This window comes from Kitasatospora sp. NPDC001527 (assembly GCF_040298605.1).
Taxonomy (GTDB): Bacteria; Actinomycetota; Actinomycetes; order Streptomycetales; family Streptomycetaceae; genus Kitasatospora.
This window is the reverse complement of sequence record NZ_JBEPAM010000061.1, coordinates 21,571-41,792: the sequence shown is the minus strand read 5'-3', so window position 1 is coordinate 41,792 and position 20,222 is coordinate 21,571. Positions and strand designations below refer to the sequence as shown.

10 protein-coding genes are annotated in these 20,222 nt (G+C 75.0%); 4 read left to right on the top strand and 6 right to left on the bottom strand.

The features are described from left to right. Nucleotides 1–1,300 (bottom strand): DUF4192 domain-containing protein (locus ABT238_RS34520; protein WP_350804114.1); only part of this gene is annotated, 1,300 nt, incomplete at its 3' end. A 171-nt stretch (nt 1,301–1,471) separates the two neighbouring features. Further along, entirely contained in the window at nt 1,472–2,473 is a 1,002-nt protein-coding gene (gene sbnA / locus ABT238_RS34515; protein WP_350804109.1) for a 2,3-diaminopropionate biosynthesis protein SbnA, read from the bottom strand. Nucleotides 2,474–2,916: 443 nt separating this feature from the next. On the opposite strand from sbnA, the gene ABT238_RS34510 reads away from it, so the two are divergent. Then, complete coding sequence (locus ABT238_RS34510) at nt 2,917–3,756, top strand: AfsR/SARP family transcriptional regulator (protein ID WP_350572108.1); 840 nt, start codon at nt 2,917–2,919, stop codon at nt 3,754–3,756. Nucleotides 3,757–3,903: 147 nt separating this feature from the next. Here ABT238_RS34510 and sbnB read toward each other — a convergent pair whose 3' ends face one another. After that, nucleotides 3,904–4,938, bottom strand: coding sequence for a 2,3-diaminopropionate biosynthesis protein SbnB (gene sbnB / locus ABT238_RS34505; RefSeq protein ID WP_350804101.1), 1,035 nt, complete (start codon nt 4,936–4,938; stop codon nt 3,904–3,906). A 56-nt stretch (nt 4,939–4,994) separates the two neighbouring features. After that, nucleotides 4,995–5,936, bottom strand: coding sequence for a TauD/TfdA family dioxygenase (locus ABT238_RS34500; protein WP_350572106.1), 942 nt, complete (start codon nt 5,934–5,936; stop codon nt 4,995–4,997). A gap of 152 nt (nt 5,937–6,088) precedes the next feature. Between ABT238_RS34500 and ABT238_RS34495 the strand changes: the two genes are divergently transcribed. The 3 genes from ABT238_RS34495 (at nt 6,089) to ABT238_RS34485 (ending at nt 18,482) form a co-directional block, all read left to right on the top strand. Continuing rightward, nucleotides 6,089–11,971 (top strand): non-ribosomal peptide synthetase, encoded by a 5,883-nt coding sequence (locus tag ABT238_RS34495; RefSeq protein ID WP_350804092.1) that lies wholly within the window; start codon nt 6,089–6,091, stop codon nt 11,969–11,971. 62 nt (nt 11,972–12,033) lie between these two features. After that, nucleotides 12,034–13,095, top strand: coding sequence for a ketoacyl-ACP synthase III family protein (locus ABT238_RS34490; RefSeq protein WP_350804088.1), 1,062 nt, complete (start codon nt 12,034–12,036; stop codon nt 13,093–13,095). Between the two features lie 23 nt (nt 13,096–13,118). Continuing rightward, nucleotides 13,119–18,482 carry a type I polyketide synthase gene (locus ABT238_RS34485; protein ID WP_350804084.1) on the top strand — a complete coding sequence of 1,788 codons (5,364 nt, stop codon included), beginning with the start codon at nt 13,119–13,121 and terminating at the stop codon, nt 18,480–18,482. 65 nt (nt 18,483–18,547) lie between these two features. Here the strand turns inward: ABT238_RS34485 and ABT238_RS34480 are convergent, their stop codons facing one another. Together ABT238_RS34480 and ABT238_RS34475 are read right to left on the bottom strand one after the other, a co-directional pair. Further along, entirely contained in the window at nt 18,548–19,891 is a 1,344-nt protein-coding gene (locus tag ABT238_RS34480) for an NAD(P)/FAD-dependent oxidoreductase (RefSeq protein WP_350572068.1), read from the bottom strand. Continuing rightward, nucleotides 19,888–20,199, bottom strand: coding sequence for a hypothetical protein (locus ABT238_RS34475; protein WP_350804076.1), 312 nt, complete (start codon nt 20,197–20,199; stop codon nt 19,888–19,890). The genes ABT238_RS34480 and ABT238_RS34475 overlap by 4 nt, the downstream gene beginning before the upstream one ends. Between the last annotated feature and the right edge of the window lie 23 nt (nt 20,200–20,222).

The following is a 20,222-nucleotide window of genomic DNA, read 5'->3' as shown; positions in this document are numbered from 1 at the left end:
CCAGGCCCCCGTCGACTACGCCGCCGCCTGCGGCTTCCGCCGCTACCGCCTGGCGATCTCCGCCTGGCAGATCAAGATCCGGCAGGGCGCCGTGCGGCCCCGGGGGCGGGAGCGGATCCGAGGGCGGCTCGCCCCCGGCCGGCCGCTCGGCCGCCGCCCGCTCCCGCTCCTCCCGCTCGGTGCGGCGGCGGCGCTCCTCCTCCACGCTCGCCAGCAGGGTGTCCGGCGCGAAGCCGCCGTTCAGCGACTCGTACAGCAGCTGGGCGAGCAGGTAGGAGGGGTGCCGGCGCAGCGTGTGGCCGAGCACCACCCGCGCGGTGGCGGTGTCCCCCGCGACCCAGGACGCCCACGCCAGCAGGGTGAGCGGCGGCGCGGCGCGGCTCTCGTGGGGCGCCACGCACCGGGTGGCCAGGAACCGCCAGAGCCGCTGGACGGGCGCGAGCTCCGCCGGCCTGGCGTACTCGGCCGCGCGGTCCCGGACGGTCCGGTCCTGGAGCGCCAGCAGCAGCCGCGCCGTCCGCTCCTCGTCCAGCGCCGTGGCCCCGGCCATGAACGCCGCCACGGCCCCGTCGAGCAGTTCGGCGTGCGCCCGCCGGTCCAGCGACACCGGCCGCCCCGGCGAGGGGCCGGCCGAGGCCCGGTCGAGGGCGCCCCGGACGGCGTCCGCCGCGGGCGGCCCGACCGGGGCCAGCCCGGCCAGGATCTCCTTGCGGCTGCCGCGCGGCGCCAGACCGGCGACGGTCGCCGCCACCGCGACCGGGCCGGGGCCGGGCGTCCGGCGGACCGGGTGCCCCGCCGGATCGCAGCAGCCCTCCCGGGTGCAGAGGAAGGACCACCAGCGGCCCGCCGAGACGCACAGCGACTCCTTGACCCGCACGCCGCGGGTCTCGAAGGCCCGGTGCAGGTGCTCCGCGAGCGGGCGCAGCCGCTCCGCCACCGGCGGACCGTGCCGCCCGCCGGGCCCGGCCGGGCCCGGGCCCGGGTCCGGGTCCGGATCCTGGCAGAGGTAGAGGAGGACCTGGGCCGGCCGGCGGTCCTCCCGCTCGGAGAGCCGGACGAGGAGGGCGGCCGTCTCCTCGGCGGCGGCCGGCCACTCCTCGGCCGACTCGGGGACGTCCAGCCGGATCACCCCGCCCTGGTGCAGGCCGGGCGGCTGGAGGCCGACCGCCACGATGCTGTCGTCGGGGAAGAAGCCGAGCAGGTAGGGCAGCGCCTCGGCCATGTCGGCCGGGCCCCGCATGGTGATCGGACGGCCACCGGGGCCGTCGCCGAAGGGGAGCGTGATGCGCGTGTCGGTCATGGCCGGAAGGCTGCCGCAGTTCTCCGGAGCCCCTGCGGAATTCCTCCGCCCCTGTGGACAAACCCGGCCTGTGGATAGCGCCTCCCCCGATCGGCGTAACGCCGGCCCGCCCTCCCGGGGGCCGTCCGGCCGCGGTTCGGCGCGGCTCCGGACGGCGGGGGCGGCGCCGCCTCAGACGTCCGCCGCCACGTCGGCCGTCACATCCGCCGTCACATCCGCCGTCACGTCGGCGCCGAACGCACGGGCGACCCACTCCTCGTCGTAGACGGTGTCGAGGTAGTTGCCGCCGAGGTCGGGCGCGATGGCGACGGCGGTCGCGGTGCCGTGCGCGGCGTTGCGCGCGAGCCAGTCCCGGGCGCCGGCGACGACGGTCCCCGTGGAGCCGCCGAAGAGGAAGCCGTGGCGCACCAGCCGCCGGCACGTGCGGACCGTCTCGGGCTCCGTCACGTACACCACGTCGTCCGCGTAGGAGGCGTCGAGGATCGGGGGCCGCACACTGGTGCCGAGCCCGGGGATCAGCCGGCGGCCGGAGGGACGGCCGAAGGTCACGGAGCCGACGGTGTCGACCGCGACGATGGTGACCTCCGGGCGGTTCTCCCGGAAGTAGCGCGCGCATCCCATGAGCGTCCCGGTGGTGCCGGCGCCGATGAAGACCACCTCCACGTCCGGGAACGCCTTGGCGATCTCGGGGCCGGTGGTCCGGTAGTGGCCGCGCCAGTTCCCCGGGTTCGCGTACTGGTTGAGCCAGAGGTACCCCTCGTTCTCGTCGCAGAGCCGTGCGACCCGGGCGAGGCGGGCACCGAGGAAGCCGCCCTCGGCGTCGGGCTCGGTGATCACGTGGACCTCGCTGCCCAGGGCCTCCATCGCCCGCCGGGCGGTGAGCGTGCAGCGCACGTCCGTGACGCAGACGAACCGGTAGCCCCGGCTCGCGGCGACCACGCTGAGCGCGACGCCCATGTTCCCGGAGGACGATTCCACCAGTGTCCCACCCGGCCGCAGTTCCCCCGACCGCTCCATGGCGCCCACCATCTCGGCCGCCGCCTTGATCTTGATCGATCCGGCGAAGTTGAAACCCTCGCATTTGAGATAGAGGCGGCACCCGATGCTCTGTCGGAGGTCCACGTAGAGATCGTCGACATTGAAATCCAGGGGATTCGCGATGATAGCTGCCACGCGGACATGGTCACCGGCGGCCCCATATTTGACCTATACTCCCCCTTCTCGGCCGGCCGGAACGAAAGGCGGGTGAAACCGCCCCTTAGCACCTGTCATTTCGGCTTGGCAGGAGCCCTGAACAGGTGACAACCCCAGGTCAGAGGGCAATGCGAATACGGTATTCCGCTTTCTCACAAAAGCGCCATAGAACTCGTGGGCGCCCGTAGGACAAACCTTGACTAGCCCGAGGGGCGGAGTTAGTGTCACCCGGTCGGTAAGCGATCGAACAGGGACTCGTTGAACTGTGGCGCTCCTTGCGGGAAATCAATACAGACACCCCGCCCCCCAATCCGCGGATAACCTCCCATTCCTTCGAAGCATCCCCCACTCCACCGTTTCGCCCTTTCCGCGCGGTGGATCAGACACGTCGTTCTCTGCTCGATCGAGGAGGAGTCCAAGAAATGCTGGAGTTTCGTATCCTCGGCCCCGTCGGACTTTGGGCCGATAATTCCGAATTACCCCTGAGCGGCACCAAGCAGCGCACCATGCTCGCGGCGCTGCTCCTGGCCGACGAGCGGGTGCTGCCCGATCACCAACTGGGCGAGATGCTCTGGAGCAAGGCCCCGCCGGAGACGTTCCAGGCACAGATATACACGTACGCCTCACGGCTGCGGCAGCACCTGGGCCGGCGGGCCGAGATCGTCCGCAAGGGCTCCGGGTACCTGCTGCGCACCGGTTCGGGGTTCTTCGACTACCACGAGTTCGAGCGCCTGTCCCACGCCGGGCGCACCGCGCTGAGGGAGCACGAGTACCACCGCGCGGCCGAGGTCCTGCGCTGCGCGCTCGACCTGTGGCACGGCCCCACGCTCACCGATGTCACCGAGCACCTCGCGGAGACGGCGGGGCCCGCCATCGACGAGGCCCGCATGGAGACCCTGGAGCACCGGATCGCCGCCGACCTGGCGCTGCGCAGACACGAGCAGCTCGCACCCGAACTCGTGGCCCTGGTCGGCACCCACCCGCTGCGCGAACGGCTCCGCGCCCAGCTGATGATGGCCCTCTACATGTCCGACCGGCAGGCCGACGCGTTCGCCGTCTACCAGACGGGCCGGCGGCACCTGAAGGAGGAGCTCGGGGTCGACCCCGGGCCGGCGCTGCGCAAGGCGCACCAGGCCATCCTCACCGGGAACGTCGACGGGGCCTGGCAGGATCCGCTGCGCGCCCCGCGCCTGGAGACGCGCCGCAACCCGGGCATGCGCCTGGTCCTCAGCGGAAGACAGCAGCACCCCCGCGCCTCCTGAGGAGGGCGCCCGGCCCGCAGGCCGCGCGCACGGCATCCGCGCCCGGGCCGCCGTACGCGACGGGCCCGGGCCGCCGCACGACGCGTGCCCGGGACCACGCCGGGCCCACGGCCGCGGCGCCGGCCGCGCGCCGGCGCCGCGCCCGCGCTACCCGTAGCGCTTGAGCTCGCTGAAGAAGTCGGGGACGGTGTGCAGCGCCCCGTCCCCGGCCACCTTCCCGTACACGTGCCGCGCCACCGCGAGGTCGAGCACCCCGAGGCCGAACGGCGAGAAGACCACGGGCCGGTCGGCCGGGCAGGCGATCCGGCCGGTGAGCACGTCGTAGAGCGTGCCCGCCACGAACTCCCGGTCGCCGACGCGCTGTTCCGTCAGGTGCAGCGAGGTGCCGGCCTTCATGCAGTGCTCGACGTCGTCGGTCACGTTGCAGGAGGCGAGGACGACGTCCGTCGACAGGTCCCGCAGCGAGACGTGCAGCACGAGCGGGTTGTGCGCGAACCACGCCGGATCGGTCACGTGCGGCTCGCCCGCGACGGTCGCGAAGACGACCAGGTCGCTCGATTCGACCAGGTCCCGCGGCCGGTCGTGCACCGTGACGGAGCCGCCGTCGGCGCCCCGCAGGTAGCCGGCGAACGCCTCGGCGTGCGCGGCGGACACGTCGTACACGCCGAGGTCGGTGAAGCCGAACCCGCTCGCCGCCAGGTAGCGGTGGACGAAGCGGGCGATGAGGCCCGTCCCGAAGAAGCCCACCCGCACCGGCCGGGCACCGCCCCTGGACTCGCTGATCCGGGCCGCGGCCAGCGCCGCGGAGGCCGCGGTGCGCGCGGCGCTGATGATCGAGCCCTCCAGGCAGGCGAACGGGTATCCCGTGCGCGCGTCGTTGAGGATCAGCACCGCCGAGGCGCGCGGGATGCCCGCCTCGACGTTCGCCGGGAAGCTGGAGATCCACTTGATCCCGTCCACGTCCACCTCACCGCGCACCGAGGCCGGCAGCGCGATGATGCGCGCCGACGGACGGTCCGGGAAGGTGAGGAAGTAGGAGTCCGGGTTCACCGTCTCGCCCTCGCCGTGGAGCCGGTAGGCCGCCTCGACGACGCGGATGACCTCCTCCTCCCGCCCGTGGGTGACCGCGTGCACCTGGGCGCCGGGGATCACGCCGAAGGACGGGGCCGGGGATTCAGTCACTGCTCACTGCCTTCCGTTCGGTCTGGAACTCGCCGTCGGGGCGCACCGGCGCCCGCTCAGTCGGACATGGCGACCAGCACCCGGCGCGGCCCGGTGAAGGGGCGCCGGCCGTGGCCGACCAGCATGTTGTCGATGAGCAGCAGGTCGCCGGTGTGCCAGTCCACGTCGACGGCGCTGTCCAGGCCCCGGTCGCGGATCAGGGTCACGTACTCGGCGGGGATGGGCGAGCCGTCCGCGAAGGTGACCGACTGCGGCAGGTCCTCCTCCGGCATGATCTGGGCCAGCGCGGCGGCCGTCTCGTCGCCGAGCCCCGCGGCGTGCCACTGGTCCGCCTGGTTGAACCACACCTCGTCGCCGGTGACCGGGTGCCGGGCCGTCGCCGGACGCAGCTGCGTCACGCGCAGCCCGCCGTCGGCGCGCCACTCCCAGGACGCCTCGGCGCCCTTGAGGAACGCCTCGACCTCCTCCCGCGCGTCGGTCTCGAAGGTCTCCTGCCAGCTCTTCCCGAGGCCGCGGCCGCCGTGCAGGTTCTGCGAGTACCGCACGCCCGCCGCGAACCGCTCGCGGATCTCCGGACCCAGCGCCGCCAGCCAGCGCACCCCGTCCACGACCGGGGTCGCGCCGCCGGTCTCCGGCTCGCGGTCGCAGAAGAACAGCAGCCGGGCGGGCCACTGGTGGGCGTACGACATCTCGTTGTGCATCGAGATGGTGTACTCGGGCGGGTACTCGGTGGAGGTGTAGACGTTCTCGCCGACCTTGGTCCGCGGGGAGTTGCCGTGGACGTAGGCCAGCCGGTTGGGCAGCAGGAGGTCCATGACCTCGTCGAGTTCCTCGCGCGTCACGCCGAAGCCCCGGAAGACCACCGCCTTGTGACGGCACAGCAGGGCGGCGAGGTCGGCGATGCCGCGCAGGTGGCCGACCAGGCCCTGCGGCGTCGCCGCCGCCCCGGCCTGCGCCGGGGTGACTTCCAGCGGTGTCCAGACGCTCTGACCGTCCATCGGGCGCTCCTCTCGGTGGGGACGCCGCCGATGATGGCCGCGGTACCTATATTTCTTCGGTATCCGCCCGTCGGCCGCACCGGTATAGGCGGCCTATAGCTGTGATCTCCATGGTGGCTCTCTGCCAGTACCCGAAGAGCCATGGAGCGGAAATGACCGACGAAGACGCGTCGCGGCTGCCCCTGTCCGCCGGTCAGCAGGGCGTCTGGTTCGCGCACCAGCTGGATCCCACCGGTCAGCAGTACACCTGCGCCGAGTACATCGTGATCGACGGGGCCCTGGACGAGGAGCTGTTCGCCGCCGCGTGGTCCCGCCTGCGGGCCGAGGCCGACATCGTCCGCATCCGCGCGGTGGTCCAGGACGACGGGCTCTGGCAGGTGTTCGACCCGGCGCAGTCCGTGCGGCCGCAGTCCGTCGACCTCACCGGCGCCGCGGACCCGGACGCCGAGGCGCAGCGCTGGATGCGGCGGGAGGCGTCCCGGCCGTTCGACCTGGGCACCGGCCCGCTGTCGTCCTTCGCCCTGCTGCGGCTGGCACCGGACCGGTACGTCTTCTCGCTGCGCATCCACCACGTCGTCGTCGATGGGTACGGCGTCCACCTCCTCGGGCGGCGGCTCGCGGAGATCTACTCGGCGCTGTCCGAGGGCCGCGAGGTGCCCGCCGTCTTCGCCCCGCTGACCACGGTGCTCGACGAGGACGCGGCCTACCGCTCGTCGCCGGCCTTCGCCGAGGACCGCGCCTACTGGCTCGAACGGTTCGCGGACACCCCCGAACCCATGCGGGTGCCGGGCGGGGCCGGGGCCGGCGGGCCGCTGCCGGAGGGGATGCTGCGGCTGCGGACGGCCCCGCAGCCGCTGACCCGGTCCGACCTCGCCCTCCTCAAGGACGCCGCGGCGCAAACCGGCACCACCTGGAACCTGCTGCTGATGACCGCCGTCGCGGCCTACGTCCACCGGGTGACCGGCCGCCGGGACGTGATCCTGGGGGTTCCGGTGACGGGCCGCCGCACCGCGGAGGCCCGGCGCACCCCCTCGATGGCGACCAACACGGTCGCGGTCCGCCTGGACGTGCCGCCCTCCGCCACGCTGGGCCGGCTCGTGACGGCCATGACGGCGGAGGTCTCCGGAGCGCTGCGCCACGAGCGCTTCCGCATCGAGGACCTGCACCGCGCGCGGTCGGTGGAGGACGGCATCGGGGCCGTGCTCGGGCCGATCATGAACTTCATGCCGTTCGGCGGCCCGCTGCGCTTCGGCTCCCTGGAGGCCACCTCGCACAACCTGGCGTCGGGCCCGTGCCTCGACCTGTTCGTCAGCGTCCGGTCGCAGGACGCCGCCGGCGAGGCGGTCGCCCTCGTGTTCGAGGGCAACCCCGAGCTCCACGACCTGGCCTCCCTGACGGGCCACCAGGAGCGGCTGACGGCGTTCGTCCGGGCCGTCGCGAGCCGCCCCGACCGGCCGATCGGGCACATCGACGTCCTGCTCCCCGGGGAGCACGAGGAACTCGTCGTGCGCCGCAACGCCACCGCGGCCCCGGTGCCCGCCCCGACCGTGCCCGAGGCGGTGGCCGCGCGGGCCGCACGCTCCGCGGACCGCGTCGCCCTGGAGCACGGGGAGACCACCTGGACGTACGGCGAACTCGCCGGGCGGGCGGACGCGCTGGCCCGGCACCTGGCCGGACGCGGCGTCGGCCCCGACGACACCGTGGCCCTCGCCCTGCCTCGTTCGCCGGCGCTCGTGGCCGCGATGCTCGCCGTGCTGCGCGCGGGCGCGGCCTTCATGCCGCTCGACCAGGCCCTTCCCCCGCAGCGGATCGCCCGCATGCTGGAGGGCACGGCGCCGGTGCGCGTCATCGCCGACGCGCGGACCCGGTCCCTGCTGCCCGACGGGGCGCCGCTCCTCCTGGTCGGCGCCGACGGCCTCCCGGACCTCCCGGACGGGCCCGCGCCCGGCGGCCGGACCCCGCTGCCCGCCGCCCCCGACCCCGGGCAGGCCGCGTACGTCATCCACACCTCCGGATCCACCGGGGTCCCCAAGGGCGTCGTCGTGGTCCACGACGGGCTGCGCAACCTGGTCGCGGACCGGATCGCCCGCTACGGGATCGACGGCTCCAGCCGCGTCCTGCAGGTGGTCTCCCCCAGCTTCGACGTCGCGATGGCCGACATCTGGCCGGTCCTCTGCGCGGGCGGGCGCCTCGTACTGGCCCCAGACGGGAACGCGCTGTCCGCCGAGGCCCTGACCGCGCTGCTGCGCGACCGGCACATCACCCACACCGCGATGCCCCCCGTGCTCCTGGGACAGCTGACCCCCGAGGGCCCGACCGGTCCCGACGTCCTGATCACGGGTGGCGAGACGCCCCCCGCCGACGTGCTGCGGCGGTGGATGACGGGGCGGCGCATGTACAACGAGTACGGGGTCACCGAGGCCACCGTGACCTCCCTGGTCGGCGCGCCGCTGACGGACGCCGGCCCGCCGTCGGTCGGCCGTCCCCTCACCAACACCCGGGTCTACGTCCTGGACGACTCCCTGACGCCCGTCCTGCCCGGCGTCGTCGGCGAGCTGTACCTGGCGGGCACCGGTCTGGCGCGGGGCTACGCGCGGCGGCCCGGGCTGACCGCCGACCGCTTCCTGCCCTGCCCGTTCGGCCCGCCGGGCTCCCGCATGTACCGCACCGGCGACCTCGTGCGGTGGCGCGCGGACGGCGACCTCGAATGCCTGGGCCGCGCCGACCACCAGGTCAAGATCCGCGGGTTCCGGATCGAGCTCGGCGAGATCGAGGCGACCCTGGCCCGCCACGAGGGCGTCGGGACGGCCGTGGCCGCGGTGCGCGAGGACCGCCCGGGGCGGCGGCAGCTCGCCGCCTACGTCGTCGCCCGGCCGGGCGCGGGGCCGCTGGACCCGGCCGCCCTGCGCGCCTTCGCGGCGCGGTCGCTGCCCTCCCACATGGTGCCCGCGGCCGTGGTGCACCTCGACGCGCTGCCCGTCACGCCCAACGGCAAGGTCGACCGGCGCGCCCTGCCCGCGCCGGACTTCAGCACGGCCGCCGGACAGCCGCCCGCCTCGCCGCGCGAGGAGGCCCTGTGCGATCTGTTCGCCGACGTCCTCGGGGTGGAACGGGTCTGGGCGGACGACTCCTTCTTCGACCTCGGCGGCGACAGCATCACCGCGCTCAAGCTGGTCTCCCGGGCGAAGCGGGCCGGCCTGGACCTCGCGCTCACCGACGTGTTCACCCGGCCGACCGCCGCCGCCCTGGCCGCCGCCGCGGGCGGACCGGCGCCGGACGGACCGCCGCACGAGGACGCCGGCGGTACCGACGGGGTGTTCCCGCCGACCGCCGCGATGGCCCGGCTCCTGGCCGAACGGGCCCCGCTGAACGGCCTCCACGCGTGCCTGTCGCTGGTCGTACCGACCGGGGCGCGGCGCGAGGAGGTGGCCGAGGCCCTGGGCCTGCTCGTCGCCCGGCACGACGCGCTGCGGCTGCGCCTGACCGGGTCCGCCACCGACGGCTGGGAGGTCCGGACGCTGCCCGCCGGCGCGGTGCCCGTGGACGACCTGCTCACCGAGGCGGCGGTCGACGGCCTGGAGCCGGAGGAGGCCGGGAAGGCGGTGGCGGCCCAGCGGGCGGCCGCCGCGGCCGGGCTCTCGCCCGAGCGGGCCCGGATGCTGCGGGCGGTCTGGTGCGACGGCGGGCCGCAGCGCCCCCGCCGGCTGCTGCTCCTGGTGCATCCGCTCGCCCTGGACGCCGTCTCCTGGCGCGTCCTGCGCGAGGACCTGGCGGCGCTGTGGGCCGGGGTGCGGGCCGGGGAGCCGGCCGCCGTCCGGGCCGCGGGAACCCCGCTGCGCACCGCCGCCCTGCGCGCCGCGGCCGCGGCCGGCGGTGGCACGCCGCGGCCGGCGCCGGTGCCCCGCGAATCCGGGCGGCGGACGCCGTCCGGCCCGCGCCGCAGCCGGCAGCTGCTGCTCCCGGCCGACGCGTTCGGGTCCCTGCTGACCACGCTCCCGGAGCGCTTCCGCACCGGCCCGGCCGATCTGCTCGTGGCGTGCCTGGCCCTGGCCCACGCCGAGTGGCGGCTGCGCCGCACCGGGACGCCGCGCTCCGCGGTGGTCGCCGAGGTGGCGGGACCGGACCGCGCCGGGGACGCCGCCGCGCCGGGCCTCGAACGGACCGTGGGACGGCTGGCCGGGGAGGCCGCCGTCACGCTGGACCCGGGCGCCCTGGACTGGGACGAGGTGCGTTCGGGAGCCGCCGGGCTCGGGGCGGCCGTCAAGCGGGTCAAGGAGCAGCTGCGGGCGGCCGGCGTCTCCGCCGCGCCCGCGGGCGCACCGGACCGGCCGGTCCCCGAGGCGGCGGGGACACCCGCGTTCGCCTTCCGCCACCTCGGCCCGCTGCCCGTCGACGACGGCACGGACCGCGCGGACTGGCCGCTCACCGGCGAGGCGGACTGCCTGTCCTTCCCGCCCGCCCCGGGCCGCTTCCCCGGCCTCGACGTGGTGGCGTACACCCGCGAGCTCCCGGCGGGCGCCGACCTCGCCGTCACGGTCGGCTGGGACGGCGACCGCGTCCCGGAGTCGTCCGTCGAGGAGCTGACCGAGCTGTGGCGGGCGGCACTGGCCGGACTCGTCGCGCACGGGAGGCACGCCGGCGCGGGCGGCCCCACGCCCTCCGATCTGCCGCTGGTGCGGCTCACCCAGGCCGAGATCGACACCCTCACGGCCCGGCACCCGCGGCTGTCGGACGTCCTGCCGCTGTCACCGCTGCAGGAGGGCTTCCTCTTCCACAGCCTGGTGTCCGCCGAGGGCGGTGACGCCTACGCGGCGCAGCTCGCCTTCGACCTGGAGGGCCCGCTGGACCCGACCGCCCTGCGGGCGTCGGCGGCGGCCCTGCTGGAGCGGCACCCCGCGCTGCGCGCGGCGTTCCGGCACGACACCGCCCTGCCGGTGCAGATCGTCGAGGAGGGGATCACCCCGCCGTGGACGGAGCGCGACCTGTCGGCGCTGCCGGCCGGGGAGCGCGCCCCGCAGGAGGACGCGCTGGCCCGGGCGGAGCTGTCCCGCCGGTTCGACATGGCCGCGCCGCCGCTGCTGCGCTTCCTGCTCCTGAAGCGGTCCGAGCACAGCCACCGGCTGCTGCTCACGGCCCACCACATCCTCTGGGACGGCTGGTCCACCACGACACTCGTCCGGGAGCTGTTCGCGCTGTACGCGGCCGGGGGCGACGGCCGGTCGCTGCCCGCCGCGCCGCCGTTCCGCGACTACCTGGCCTGGTACGCGGCGCAGGACCTCGGCCCGGCCCGGGAGGCCTGGGCCGGCGCGCTCGCCGGCCTGGCCGGGCCCACCTACGTGGCGCCGGACGCACGGGGCGGCGGCAGCGGCGGCGCCCCGCAGCAGGAGCACGTCACGCGCGAACTGGACCGGGCGCTGACCTCGGAGCTCACGGCCGCCGCCCGCGCCCACGGGTTCACCGTGAGCACCGCGGTGCACGGCGCCTGGGGCCTGCTGCTGGCCGCGCTGACCGGGGGCGAGGACGTGGTCTTCGGTTCCTCCGTCTCCGGGCGCCCGCCGGAGCTGCCCGGGGTCGAGGAGATGGTGGGGCTGCTCACCAACACCGTGCCGGTCCGGGTACGGCTGCGGGTGGACGAGCCGCTGACCGCCCTGCTCGCCCGGCTGCAGCGCGAGCAGGCGGCCCTGACGCCCCACCACCACCTGGGCCTGGGCGACATCCAGCGCCAGGCCGGGTCCGGCCGCCCGGGATCCGTGACGCCGGGCCGGGGCGGCGAACTCTTCGACACCGCCGTCTCCTTCGTCAGCACCTCGGCCGATCCGGCCGATCCGGCCGGCCCGGCCCTGCCGGGCGGGCTGCGGCTGACCCGGTCCGACGTCCGGGACGGCACCCACTACCCGCTGCGGCTGGCCGCGCTGCCCGGCCCCCGCCTGACCCTGCGGCTCGGCCACCGGCCCGACCTGTTCTCCCGGCAGGACGCCGAGCGGCTGCTCGCACGGCTCGTCCGGACCCTGGAGACGGTCGCCGGACGGCCCTGACCACGTGCCATCCCGCGGCCCGCACCGGTGTCGCGGCCCATCGACGAGGAGGCGAGGCGGCCTTGCGGACGCCCGGGACGTACATCAAGGGGCTCGGCGTGTTCCTGCCCCGCACGGTGAGCACGGCGGAGGCCGTGGCCCAGGGGCTCTACCCGGCCCAGGAGATCGAACTGCACGAACTGGCCGGCGCGGCCGTGGCGGGCCCGACCCCGGCGCCGGAGATGGCGCTGTGGGCGGCCCAGGACGCCTACGAGCGCAGCGGCCACCGACCGCACGACACGGACCTGCTGCTCTACGCCGACTCCTGGCACCAGGGGCCCGACGGCTGGCAGCCCCAGTACTACCTGCAGCGCCACCTGGTCGGCGGGGACGTGCTCGCGCTGGAGGTGCGGCAGGGCTGCAACGGCATGTTCGGCGCGCTGGAGCTGGCCGCCGGCCACCTGGCGGGCCTGGGCACCTCGCGCGACGGCGAGCGGCCGCCCACCGCGCTGCTCGTCGCGTCCGACAACTTCGGCACGCCGATGATGGACCGCTGGCGGATGGGCCCGGGCTACGTCACCGGTGACGCGGCCAGCGCGGTGCTGCTCACCCGCGAGCCGGGGTTCGCCGAGCTGCTCGCCGCCGGTTCGCTGACGGTGGCGGAGGCCGAGGGGATGCACCGCGGCGCCGAGCCGCTGTTCCCGCCGGGCCCGACCGTCGGCAGGCCGCTCGACTTCACCACGCGCAACGCCGAGTTCAAGCAGCACTCCGCCGCGACCGGCCAGGGCACCGCCGCCCTGGTGCAGGTCCAGGTCAGCACGCTCGCCGTGGTCGAGCGGACGCTGGAGGAGGCGGGCATCGAACTGGCCGACGTCACGCGCGTCGCCTACATGAACTACTCCAGGGAGATCGTCGAGCAGCGCTGCATGGCCGCGCTCGGGCTTCCCCTGGAGAAATCGACCTGGGACTTCGGGCGGACGGTCGGCCACCTCGGCGCCAGCGACCAGATCGTCTCCCTCGACCACCTTCTGTCGACGGGTGGGCTGGGTCCCGGTGACCACCTTCTCATGCTCGGTGTCGGCCCCGGGGTCACCCTCTCCGCGGCGGTCGTGCGCATCCTGCAGCCCGCACCGTGGTGCGGCTAACCAAGGCAAGGAGACAGACAGTCGTGCCCACACAACCGGAACCGACCACCCCAGAGCCCATCGCCGTGATCGGCGCGGGCTGCCGACTCGCCGGCGACGCCGACTCCCCGTCCGCGTACTGGGACCTGCTGCTCTCCGGCCGGGACGGCATCGGCCCGATGCCGCAGGACCGCTGGGAGGGCTACCGCGCCATCGGCCCCGAGCACGCGGCGGCCGTACGGCGTGCCGACCTGCCCGCCGGATTCCTGCGCGACGTGGCGGGGTTCGACGCCGCGTTCTTCGGTCTCAGCCCCCGCGAGGCCGAACTGATGGACCCCCAGCAGCGGATCCTGCTGGAAGTGGTCTGGGAGGCCCTGGAGGACGCCGGCATCCCGCCCACCAGCCTGGCCGGCAGCGACACCGGGGTCTTCGTCGGCATCGGCTCGGACGACTACGGCCGCCGGCTCCTGGAGGACCTGCCGACCATCGAGGCGTGGACCGGGATCGGCAGCGCCATGTGCGCGGCCGCCAACCGCATCTCGTACGCGATGGACTGGCACGGCCCCAGCCTCGCGGTGGACACCGCCTGCTCCGCCTCGCTGGTCGCCACCCACCTCGCCTGCCAGAGCCTGCGGGCCGGGGAGAGCACGGTGGCCCTCGTCGGGGGCATCAACCTGATCATCGCGCCCGGCCTCTCGGTGACCCTGGAGGCCGCGGGCGCCACCTCGCCCGACGGGCGCAGCAAGGCGTTCGACGCGTCGGCCGACGGCTACGGCCGCGGCGAGGGCGGCGCCGTCCTCGTCCTCAAGCGGCTGGCCGACGCCCAGCGGGACGGCGACCGGATCCTGGCCGTCATCCGCGGCAGCTCGGTCCAGCAGGACGGGCGCACCAACGGCATCATGGCGCCCAGCGGCACCGCCCAGCAGGCCCTGCTGGAGGAGACCTGCCGGCGCACCGGCATCGACCCGGGTTCCATCGACTACATCGAGGCGCACGGCACCGGGACCCGCGTCGGCGACCCGCTGGAGGCCGGTGCGCTCAGCGCCGTCTACGGGCGCGGCCGGCCGGCCGGCGATCCCTGCCTGATCGGCTCGGTGAAGCCCAACATCGGCCACCTGGAGGCGGCGGCGGGGATCGCCGCCATGCTCAAGGCCACCCTGGCGCTGCACCACGGCGAGATCCCGCCCAGCCTGCACTTCACCGAGGGCAACCCCGCGATCGACTGGGCCGGCAACGGGCTGCGGGTCGTCACCGAGCCCACCCCGTGGCCGCAGCGCGAGCGCCCGCGCCGGGCCGGTGTCTCCGGCTTCGGGTACGGCGGCACCATCGCGCACGTCCTCCTGGAGCAGGCCCCCGGGCCCGCGGCCCGCGAGGACCTCCCCCGGGCCCCGGAGGCCGTCGAGGTCCCGGACGCGCCGGACGCGCCGGACGTCGCGGAGCTGCCGGACGGGGAGGCCGCGGCGGCCCCGCTCCGGTTGTTCCCGCTGTCCGCGAGGTCCCCGGAGGCGCTGCACGCCTACGCCGGCAAGCTGGCCGACTGGCTGGCGGGGGCCGGCCGCGACGCGCCGCTCGACTCGGTGGGGCACACCCTCGCGCTGCGCCGCTCGCACCTGGACGTGCGCGCCGGGATCGTCGCCTCCGACCGCGACGACCTGGCCGCCAAGCTGCGCGTCGTCGCGGGCGGCGAGGAGTCCCGCGAGGCCCTGACCGGCACCGCGCCGGAGGGGCCCGGGACCGGGACGGTCTGGGTGTTCTCCGGCCACGGCTCGCAGTGGCCCGGCATGGGACGCGAACTCCTGCGGACCGAGCCGGAGTTCGCCGCGGCCATCGACGCGCTCGAACCGGTCTTCCTGGAGGAGATCGGCTTCTCCCCGCGGCAGGTCCTCACCGACGCCGACTTCGGGACCGTGGACCGCGTCCAGACCATGATCTTCGCGATGCAGATCGGCCTGGCCGCCGTCTGGCGCGCCCACGGGGCCGTGCCCGACGCCGTCATCGGCCACTCGGTCGGCGAGATCGCGGCGGCCGTCACCGCCGGCGCGCTCACCGTGGAGGACGGCGCGCGGCTGATCTGCCGCCGCTCGGTCCTGCTGCGCCGCGCGGCCGGACGGGGCGCGATGTTCATGGCGGCCCTGTCCGTGGAGGAGGTGTCGGAGCGGCTCGCGGGCCGCACCGACGTGGTCCCCGCGATCGTGTCCTCGCCGGGCTCGACCGTGGTGTCCGGCGACCGCGAGGCGGTGGACGCCCTCTTCGACGCCTGGCAGGCCGAGGGCCTGCAGGTGCGCAAGGTCGCCTCGGACGTGGCCTTCCACAGCCCGCACATGGACCCGCTGCTCGACGACCTCGTCGCGGCGGCCCGTGACCTGACGCCGCACCGGCCGGGCGTGCGGATGTACTCCACCGCGCTCACCGACGCGCGGACCACCCCGGCCGCCGACGGCGCCTACTGGGCGACCAACCTGCGCAGCCCGGTCCGGCTCGCCGCGGCGGTCAAGGCGGCGACCGAGGACGGGTACCGCTCCTTCCTGGAGGTGTCCGCCCACCCGGTGGTGGCCCACTCGATCGGCGAGACCCTCTCCGAACTCGGCCTCGAGGACGCCTTCGTCGGCCCGACGCTGCGGCGCAACCAGTCCGAGCGGCTGTCCCTGCTGACCGCCTTCGGCGGCGCGCACTGCCACGGCGTACCGGTCGACTGGGCGCGGCTGCAGCCCTCGGGCGGCCTCGTCACGCTGCCGCAGGTGGCCTGGCAGCGCTCCGCGCACTGGCGCGAGACCGCCTTCCAGGGCTCCGGCGGGGGCCAGCAGCACGACGTCGACTCCCACGAACTGCGCGGCGCCCCCGTGCCGGTGGCGGGCGGGTCGCTGAGCCTGTGGCGCACCGAACTGGACGACGACAACCGGCCGTACCCGGGCTCGCACACCATCAACGGGACCGAGATCGTGCCCGCCGCCGTCCTGATCAACACCTTCCTCGGCGCCCTCGGCGGCGGCGAGGACGGGGTGCGGGCCCTGGCCGACGTGGACCTGCGGCTGCCGCTGACCGTCTCCGAGCGGCGTGACCTGCAGGTCGTGCGCGACGGATCGGCGCTGCGGATCGCCTCCCGTCCGGTCGGCACCGACGGCACCTGGCTCACCCACGCCACGGGGGCCGCGGGACCCGCGGACGGCGCCGCCGCGCTGCCCGGGCGACTGCCGCGGCCGCCGGCCGACGGGGCGCCCGCCGACCCGGGCGACATCCTGCGCCACCTGGCCTCGGTCGGCGTCCCCACCATGGGGTTCGACTGGACGGTCGAGGACCTGCTGCGCGGCGGGAGCGCGCTGCGCGCCCGCGTCGTGGCCGAGCAGCCGGAACGGGCCGCGGCCACCTGGGCGCCGGTCTTCGACGCCGCGCTGTCCATCGCGCCCTCCGCCTACCCCGGCGCCGCCGTGCTGCGGATGGTGGCCGGCGTCGGGCAGGTCCGCACCGTCGGCACCGCCCCGGCGACCGTCGACATCCACGTCGCCCACGACGCCGCGCACGACACGGTCGACGTGCTGGTGGCCGACGAGGCCGGTCGCCCGGTGGCCGCGCTCACCGGGGTGCGCTACGCCTCCCTCGGACAGGACACCGCGGTCGCCGCCAGGCCGCACGAACTCGTCCACGAACTGGCGTGGCGGCCCCTCGAACCGGCGGCCGACGAGACGTCCGGCGAGACGTCCGACCGCGCCTGCCGGGACGCCGTCGTGATCGGCGACGGCGACGGGCCGCTGGCCACCGCGCTCGCCGGACTGCTCGCCGCCCGCGGCGGCCGGCTGCGGACCCTGCCGGACCCCGACGGACTGGCGCGGCTCGACGGCCTCGACGAGTCGGTGGACGTCCTGGTGGTGCCCGGCGCCGTCGCCGGCACACCCGCGCAGGCCGCCGCGGCCCACGCCTGGCTGCTGCTGCGCACCGCGCAGGAGCTCGCGGCCCTGGGCTCCGCCCGGCCGCCGCGCCTGTGGAGCGTGACCCGCGGGGTCCGCGAGAGCCACGGCGAGGAGGCCCTGGCGCAGTCGCCGCTGTGGGGCCTGGGCCGGGTCCTCGCGGGCGAGCACGGGGAGCTGTGGGGCGGCACGGTCGACCTGGGCGACGACGCCCCGGCCGGGGCCGAGACCCTGCTGGACGTCCTGCGGGCCGCCCCGGCCGAGGACGTGATCGCCGTACGGAACGGCGCGGCGAGCGTGGCGCGGATCGTCCGCACCCAGCGGGAGGCGCAGCGGGAGCCGCTGGCCTGCCGGCCCGACGGCACCTACCTGGTCACCGGCGGTCTCGGCGTGCTCGGTCTGGAGATCGCGCACTGGCTCGCCGAGCGGGGCGCGCGCCGGATCGTCCTCGCCGGGCGCACCGCGCTGCCGCCGCGCTCCGCGTGGGACACCGTCACCGACCCGGCGGCGCTGCGCGCCGTCGAGGGCGTGCGGTCCCTGGAGGCGAACGGCGTCACGGTGCGCACCGTGGCCCTGGACGTCGCCGATGCCGGGGCGGTCGCCCGCGAGCTGTCGCCGGACGCGCTCGGCCTGCCGGCGATCCGCGGCATCGTGCACGCGGCGGGCGTGCTCGACAACCGGATGGCGGCGGACGTGGACGCGGAGTCGCTGCGCCGGGTGATGCGCCCCAAGGCGGACGGCGTCTGGGCGCTGCACGGCCAGTTCCCGCCCGGCAGCGTCGACTTCCTCGTGCTCTTCTCCTCCTGCGGACAGCTCCTCGGCATGCCCGGCCAGGCCGGCTACGGCTCGGCCAACGCCTTCCTCGACGCGTTCGCCCAGCACCGCAACGGCGGGCAGCCCGGGGCGGGGGACACCATCAGCTTCGCGTGGACCTCGTGGCGCGGTCAGGGCATGGCGGTCAACGAGGTGGTCGACCTGGAGCTGCGGGAGCGCGGTGTCACCGACATCTCGCCCGCCGAGGCCTTCGGCGCCTGGGAGTTCGCCGCCCGCCGCGGCGCCGGCTGCTACCCCGTGCTGCGCACGGTGCCGGCCGACGCGGGCGCCGAGCGGCTGCCCGTTCTGCGCGAGGTCGCGGTGGCGGACGCCGCCGGGGCCGAGGACGCGGCGCGCGGCGAGCGGGACTTCGCGGGCCTGCCGCCGGAGCAGCTGGGCGAGCGGGTCCTCGACGAGGTCGCGGCGCAGGTGGCCGGTGAGATGAAGCTGCCGCAGGGCTCGCTCGACGCCCGCAGGTCGCTGGTGGAGCAGGGCCTCGACTCGGTGATGACCATCGTCATCCGCCGGCGGCTGGAGAAGCGGTTCGGCCTCAAGCTGCCCGCCACGCTGCTGTGGCACCAGCCCACGGTGACGGCCATCGCCGCCCACGTGGCCCAGCTGCTGTCCCCGGAGGCCGCGGACCGGGACGGGCAGGAGCAGGCCGCGCGGGAGGAGCTCGCCCCGGCGTCCTGACCCCCGCACGGACGAGTCCGCCCCGGTGCCTGGAGCACCGGGGCGGACTCGTCCGTGCGGGCGGATCAGAAACTGGGTGCCGAGGTGGGCGCGCGCAGCGTGCCCAGGTACGGGTACCACAGGTGGTCGGGGTTGTTCTCGACCTCGGCCACCACCTCGCGCATCGCCTTGAGCGCCTTGGGCTCCTCCCCGTCGTACACGTCGCCCTGGAGCATCTTCAGCACGTCGACGCGGTAGCGCGGGTCCTGGACGAAGGCGGTGAACAGGACGTTCAGGCGGTAGTAGATGGAGATGAACTCGTACCAGTACTTCACCGCGCGGCGCAGCTTGTTCTCGTAGGTCTCGAAGCGCTTCCTGGCGAAGTCGCCGGCTTCGTGGGCCGCGATGATGTCCTGCGCGGCGATCCGGGCGCTGTTGAGCGCGACGCTGACGCCGCTGGAGAAGATCGGGTCGACGAACCGGGCCGCGTCCCCGATCAGGATGAAGCGGTCGCCGGTGATCTGCTTCATCGCGTAGCTGTAGTCGCCCTCGGGCTTGAAGGGCCGCACGCGGCGGGCCTTCTTGAGCGCGTCGTGCAGGTCGGGCCGGCTGGAGACGAAGTCCCAGAAGAACTTCTCGCGGTCGGCGTTGGCGTCGGCGAACCGCTTCTTCTGGGTGACCACGCCGATGCTGGTGATCGTGTCGGTGATCGGGATCTGCCAGATCCAGGTGTCCTTGATCGGCAGGAAGTGCACGAAGATGTGGTCGACCTGGGTGGCCTCGCCCGCCAGGGCGTTGCGGTCGAGCCCCTCGAACCAGGTGTGGATGGCGTACTGGTCGAAGACCGGGTCGGCCACCTTCACCTTGAGCTGGCGGCCGAGCAGCGTCTGGCGGCCCGACGCGTCGACCACCATCCGCGCCGTGAACTCGGTCTCCTTCGAGGCCAGCCGGCAGGTCAGCCGGACCAGCTCGGGGTCGTCGAAGTCGACCTTGGAGACGCGCACGCCGTTGAAGACGGTGGCGCCCTGCTCGTCGGCGTGGCGCAGCAGGATCGCGTCGAACCGCCCGCGGTCCACGTGGAAGGTGTAGTCGCGGTCCACCCCGGGCTGGTTGCGCTCGACGAACTGGATGTCGGCGGTCCAGCCGTGGCTGAGGCCGCTGTACCCCAGGCGCGGGATGTCGCGGGACTCGCCCGAGGTCCAGGAGGCTCCGAACTTCTTCGGGAAGCCGGCCTCGTCGATCTTCTCCAGGGCGCCGATCTCGTGGAGCACCGGCGTGGTCGCGGGGACGAGGGACTCCCCCACGTGCGGACGCGGGAAGGTCTCGCTCTCGAAGACCGCGACGGACATCCCCGCGCGGGCCAGATAGGAGGCGACGGTGGAGCCCGCGGGCCCCCCGCCGATCACGGCGACATCGAAATCGGCCTTCATGCGACGGTCTCCTCACCCGCGGTGTCCGCGGCCAACTCGGCGAGCATGCCCGCAATGGTCCTGACATCCCGGAAGTGCCGGAGGTCGATCTTGGCCGGCGATACGTACAGGCCAAGCCCGTCCCGGATGAACGTGAGCAGGAGCGCGACCCGCAGCGAGTCGAGGATCCCGGTCTCCATGAGCGGGGTGGTGTCGTCGAACCCCTCCCCCTCGTCGTCCTGGAGGAACTCCTCCAGGACGAAGGTGACGAGCACGGACGCGTAGGCGTCCTCGCTCCGGTCGGTGTGCACGGTCTTCGATGTGGCCATCGCCTCCGCTTTCTGCGTTGTGC

Bases quoted from the DNA above. Each gene is read 5' to 3' on its own strand.
- ABT238_RS34480 (WP_350572068.1), bottom strand. From the start codon at position 19,891: ATGAAGGCCGATTTCGATGTCGCCGTGATCGGCGGGGGGCCCGCGGGC.
- ABT238_RS34500 (WP_350572106.1), bottom strand. From the start codon at position 5,936: ATGGACGGTCAGAGCGTCTGGACACCGCTGGAAGTCACCCCGGCGCAG.
- ABT238_RS34495 (WP_350804092.1), top strand. From the start codon at position 6,089: ATGACCGACGAAGACGCGTCGCGGCTGCCCCTGTCCGCCGGTCAGCAG.
- ABT238_RS34510 (WP_350572108.1), top strand. From the start codon at position 2,917: ATGCTGGAGTTTCGTATCCTCGGCCCCGTCGGACTTTGGGCCGATAAT.
- ABT238_RS34475 (WP_350804076.1), bottom strand. From the start codon at position 20,199: ATGGCCACATCGAAGACCGTGCACACCGACCGGAGCGAGGACGCCTAC.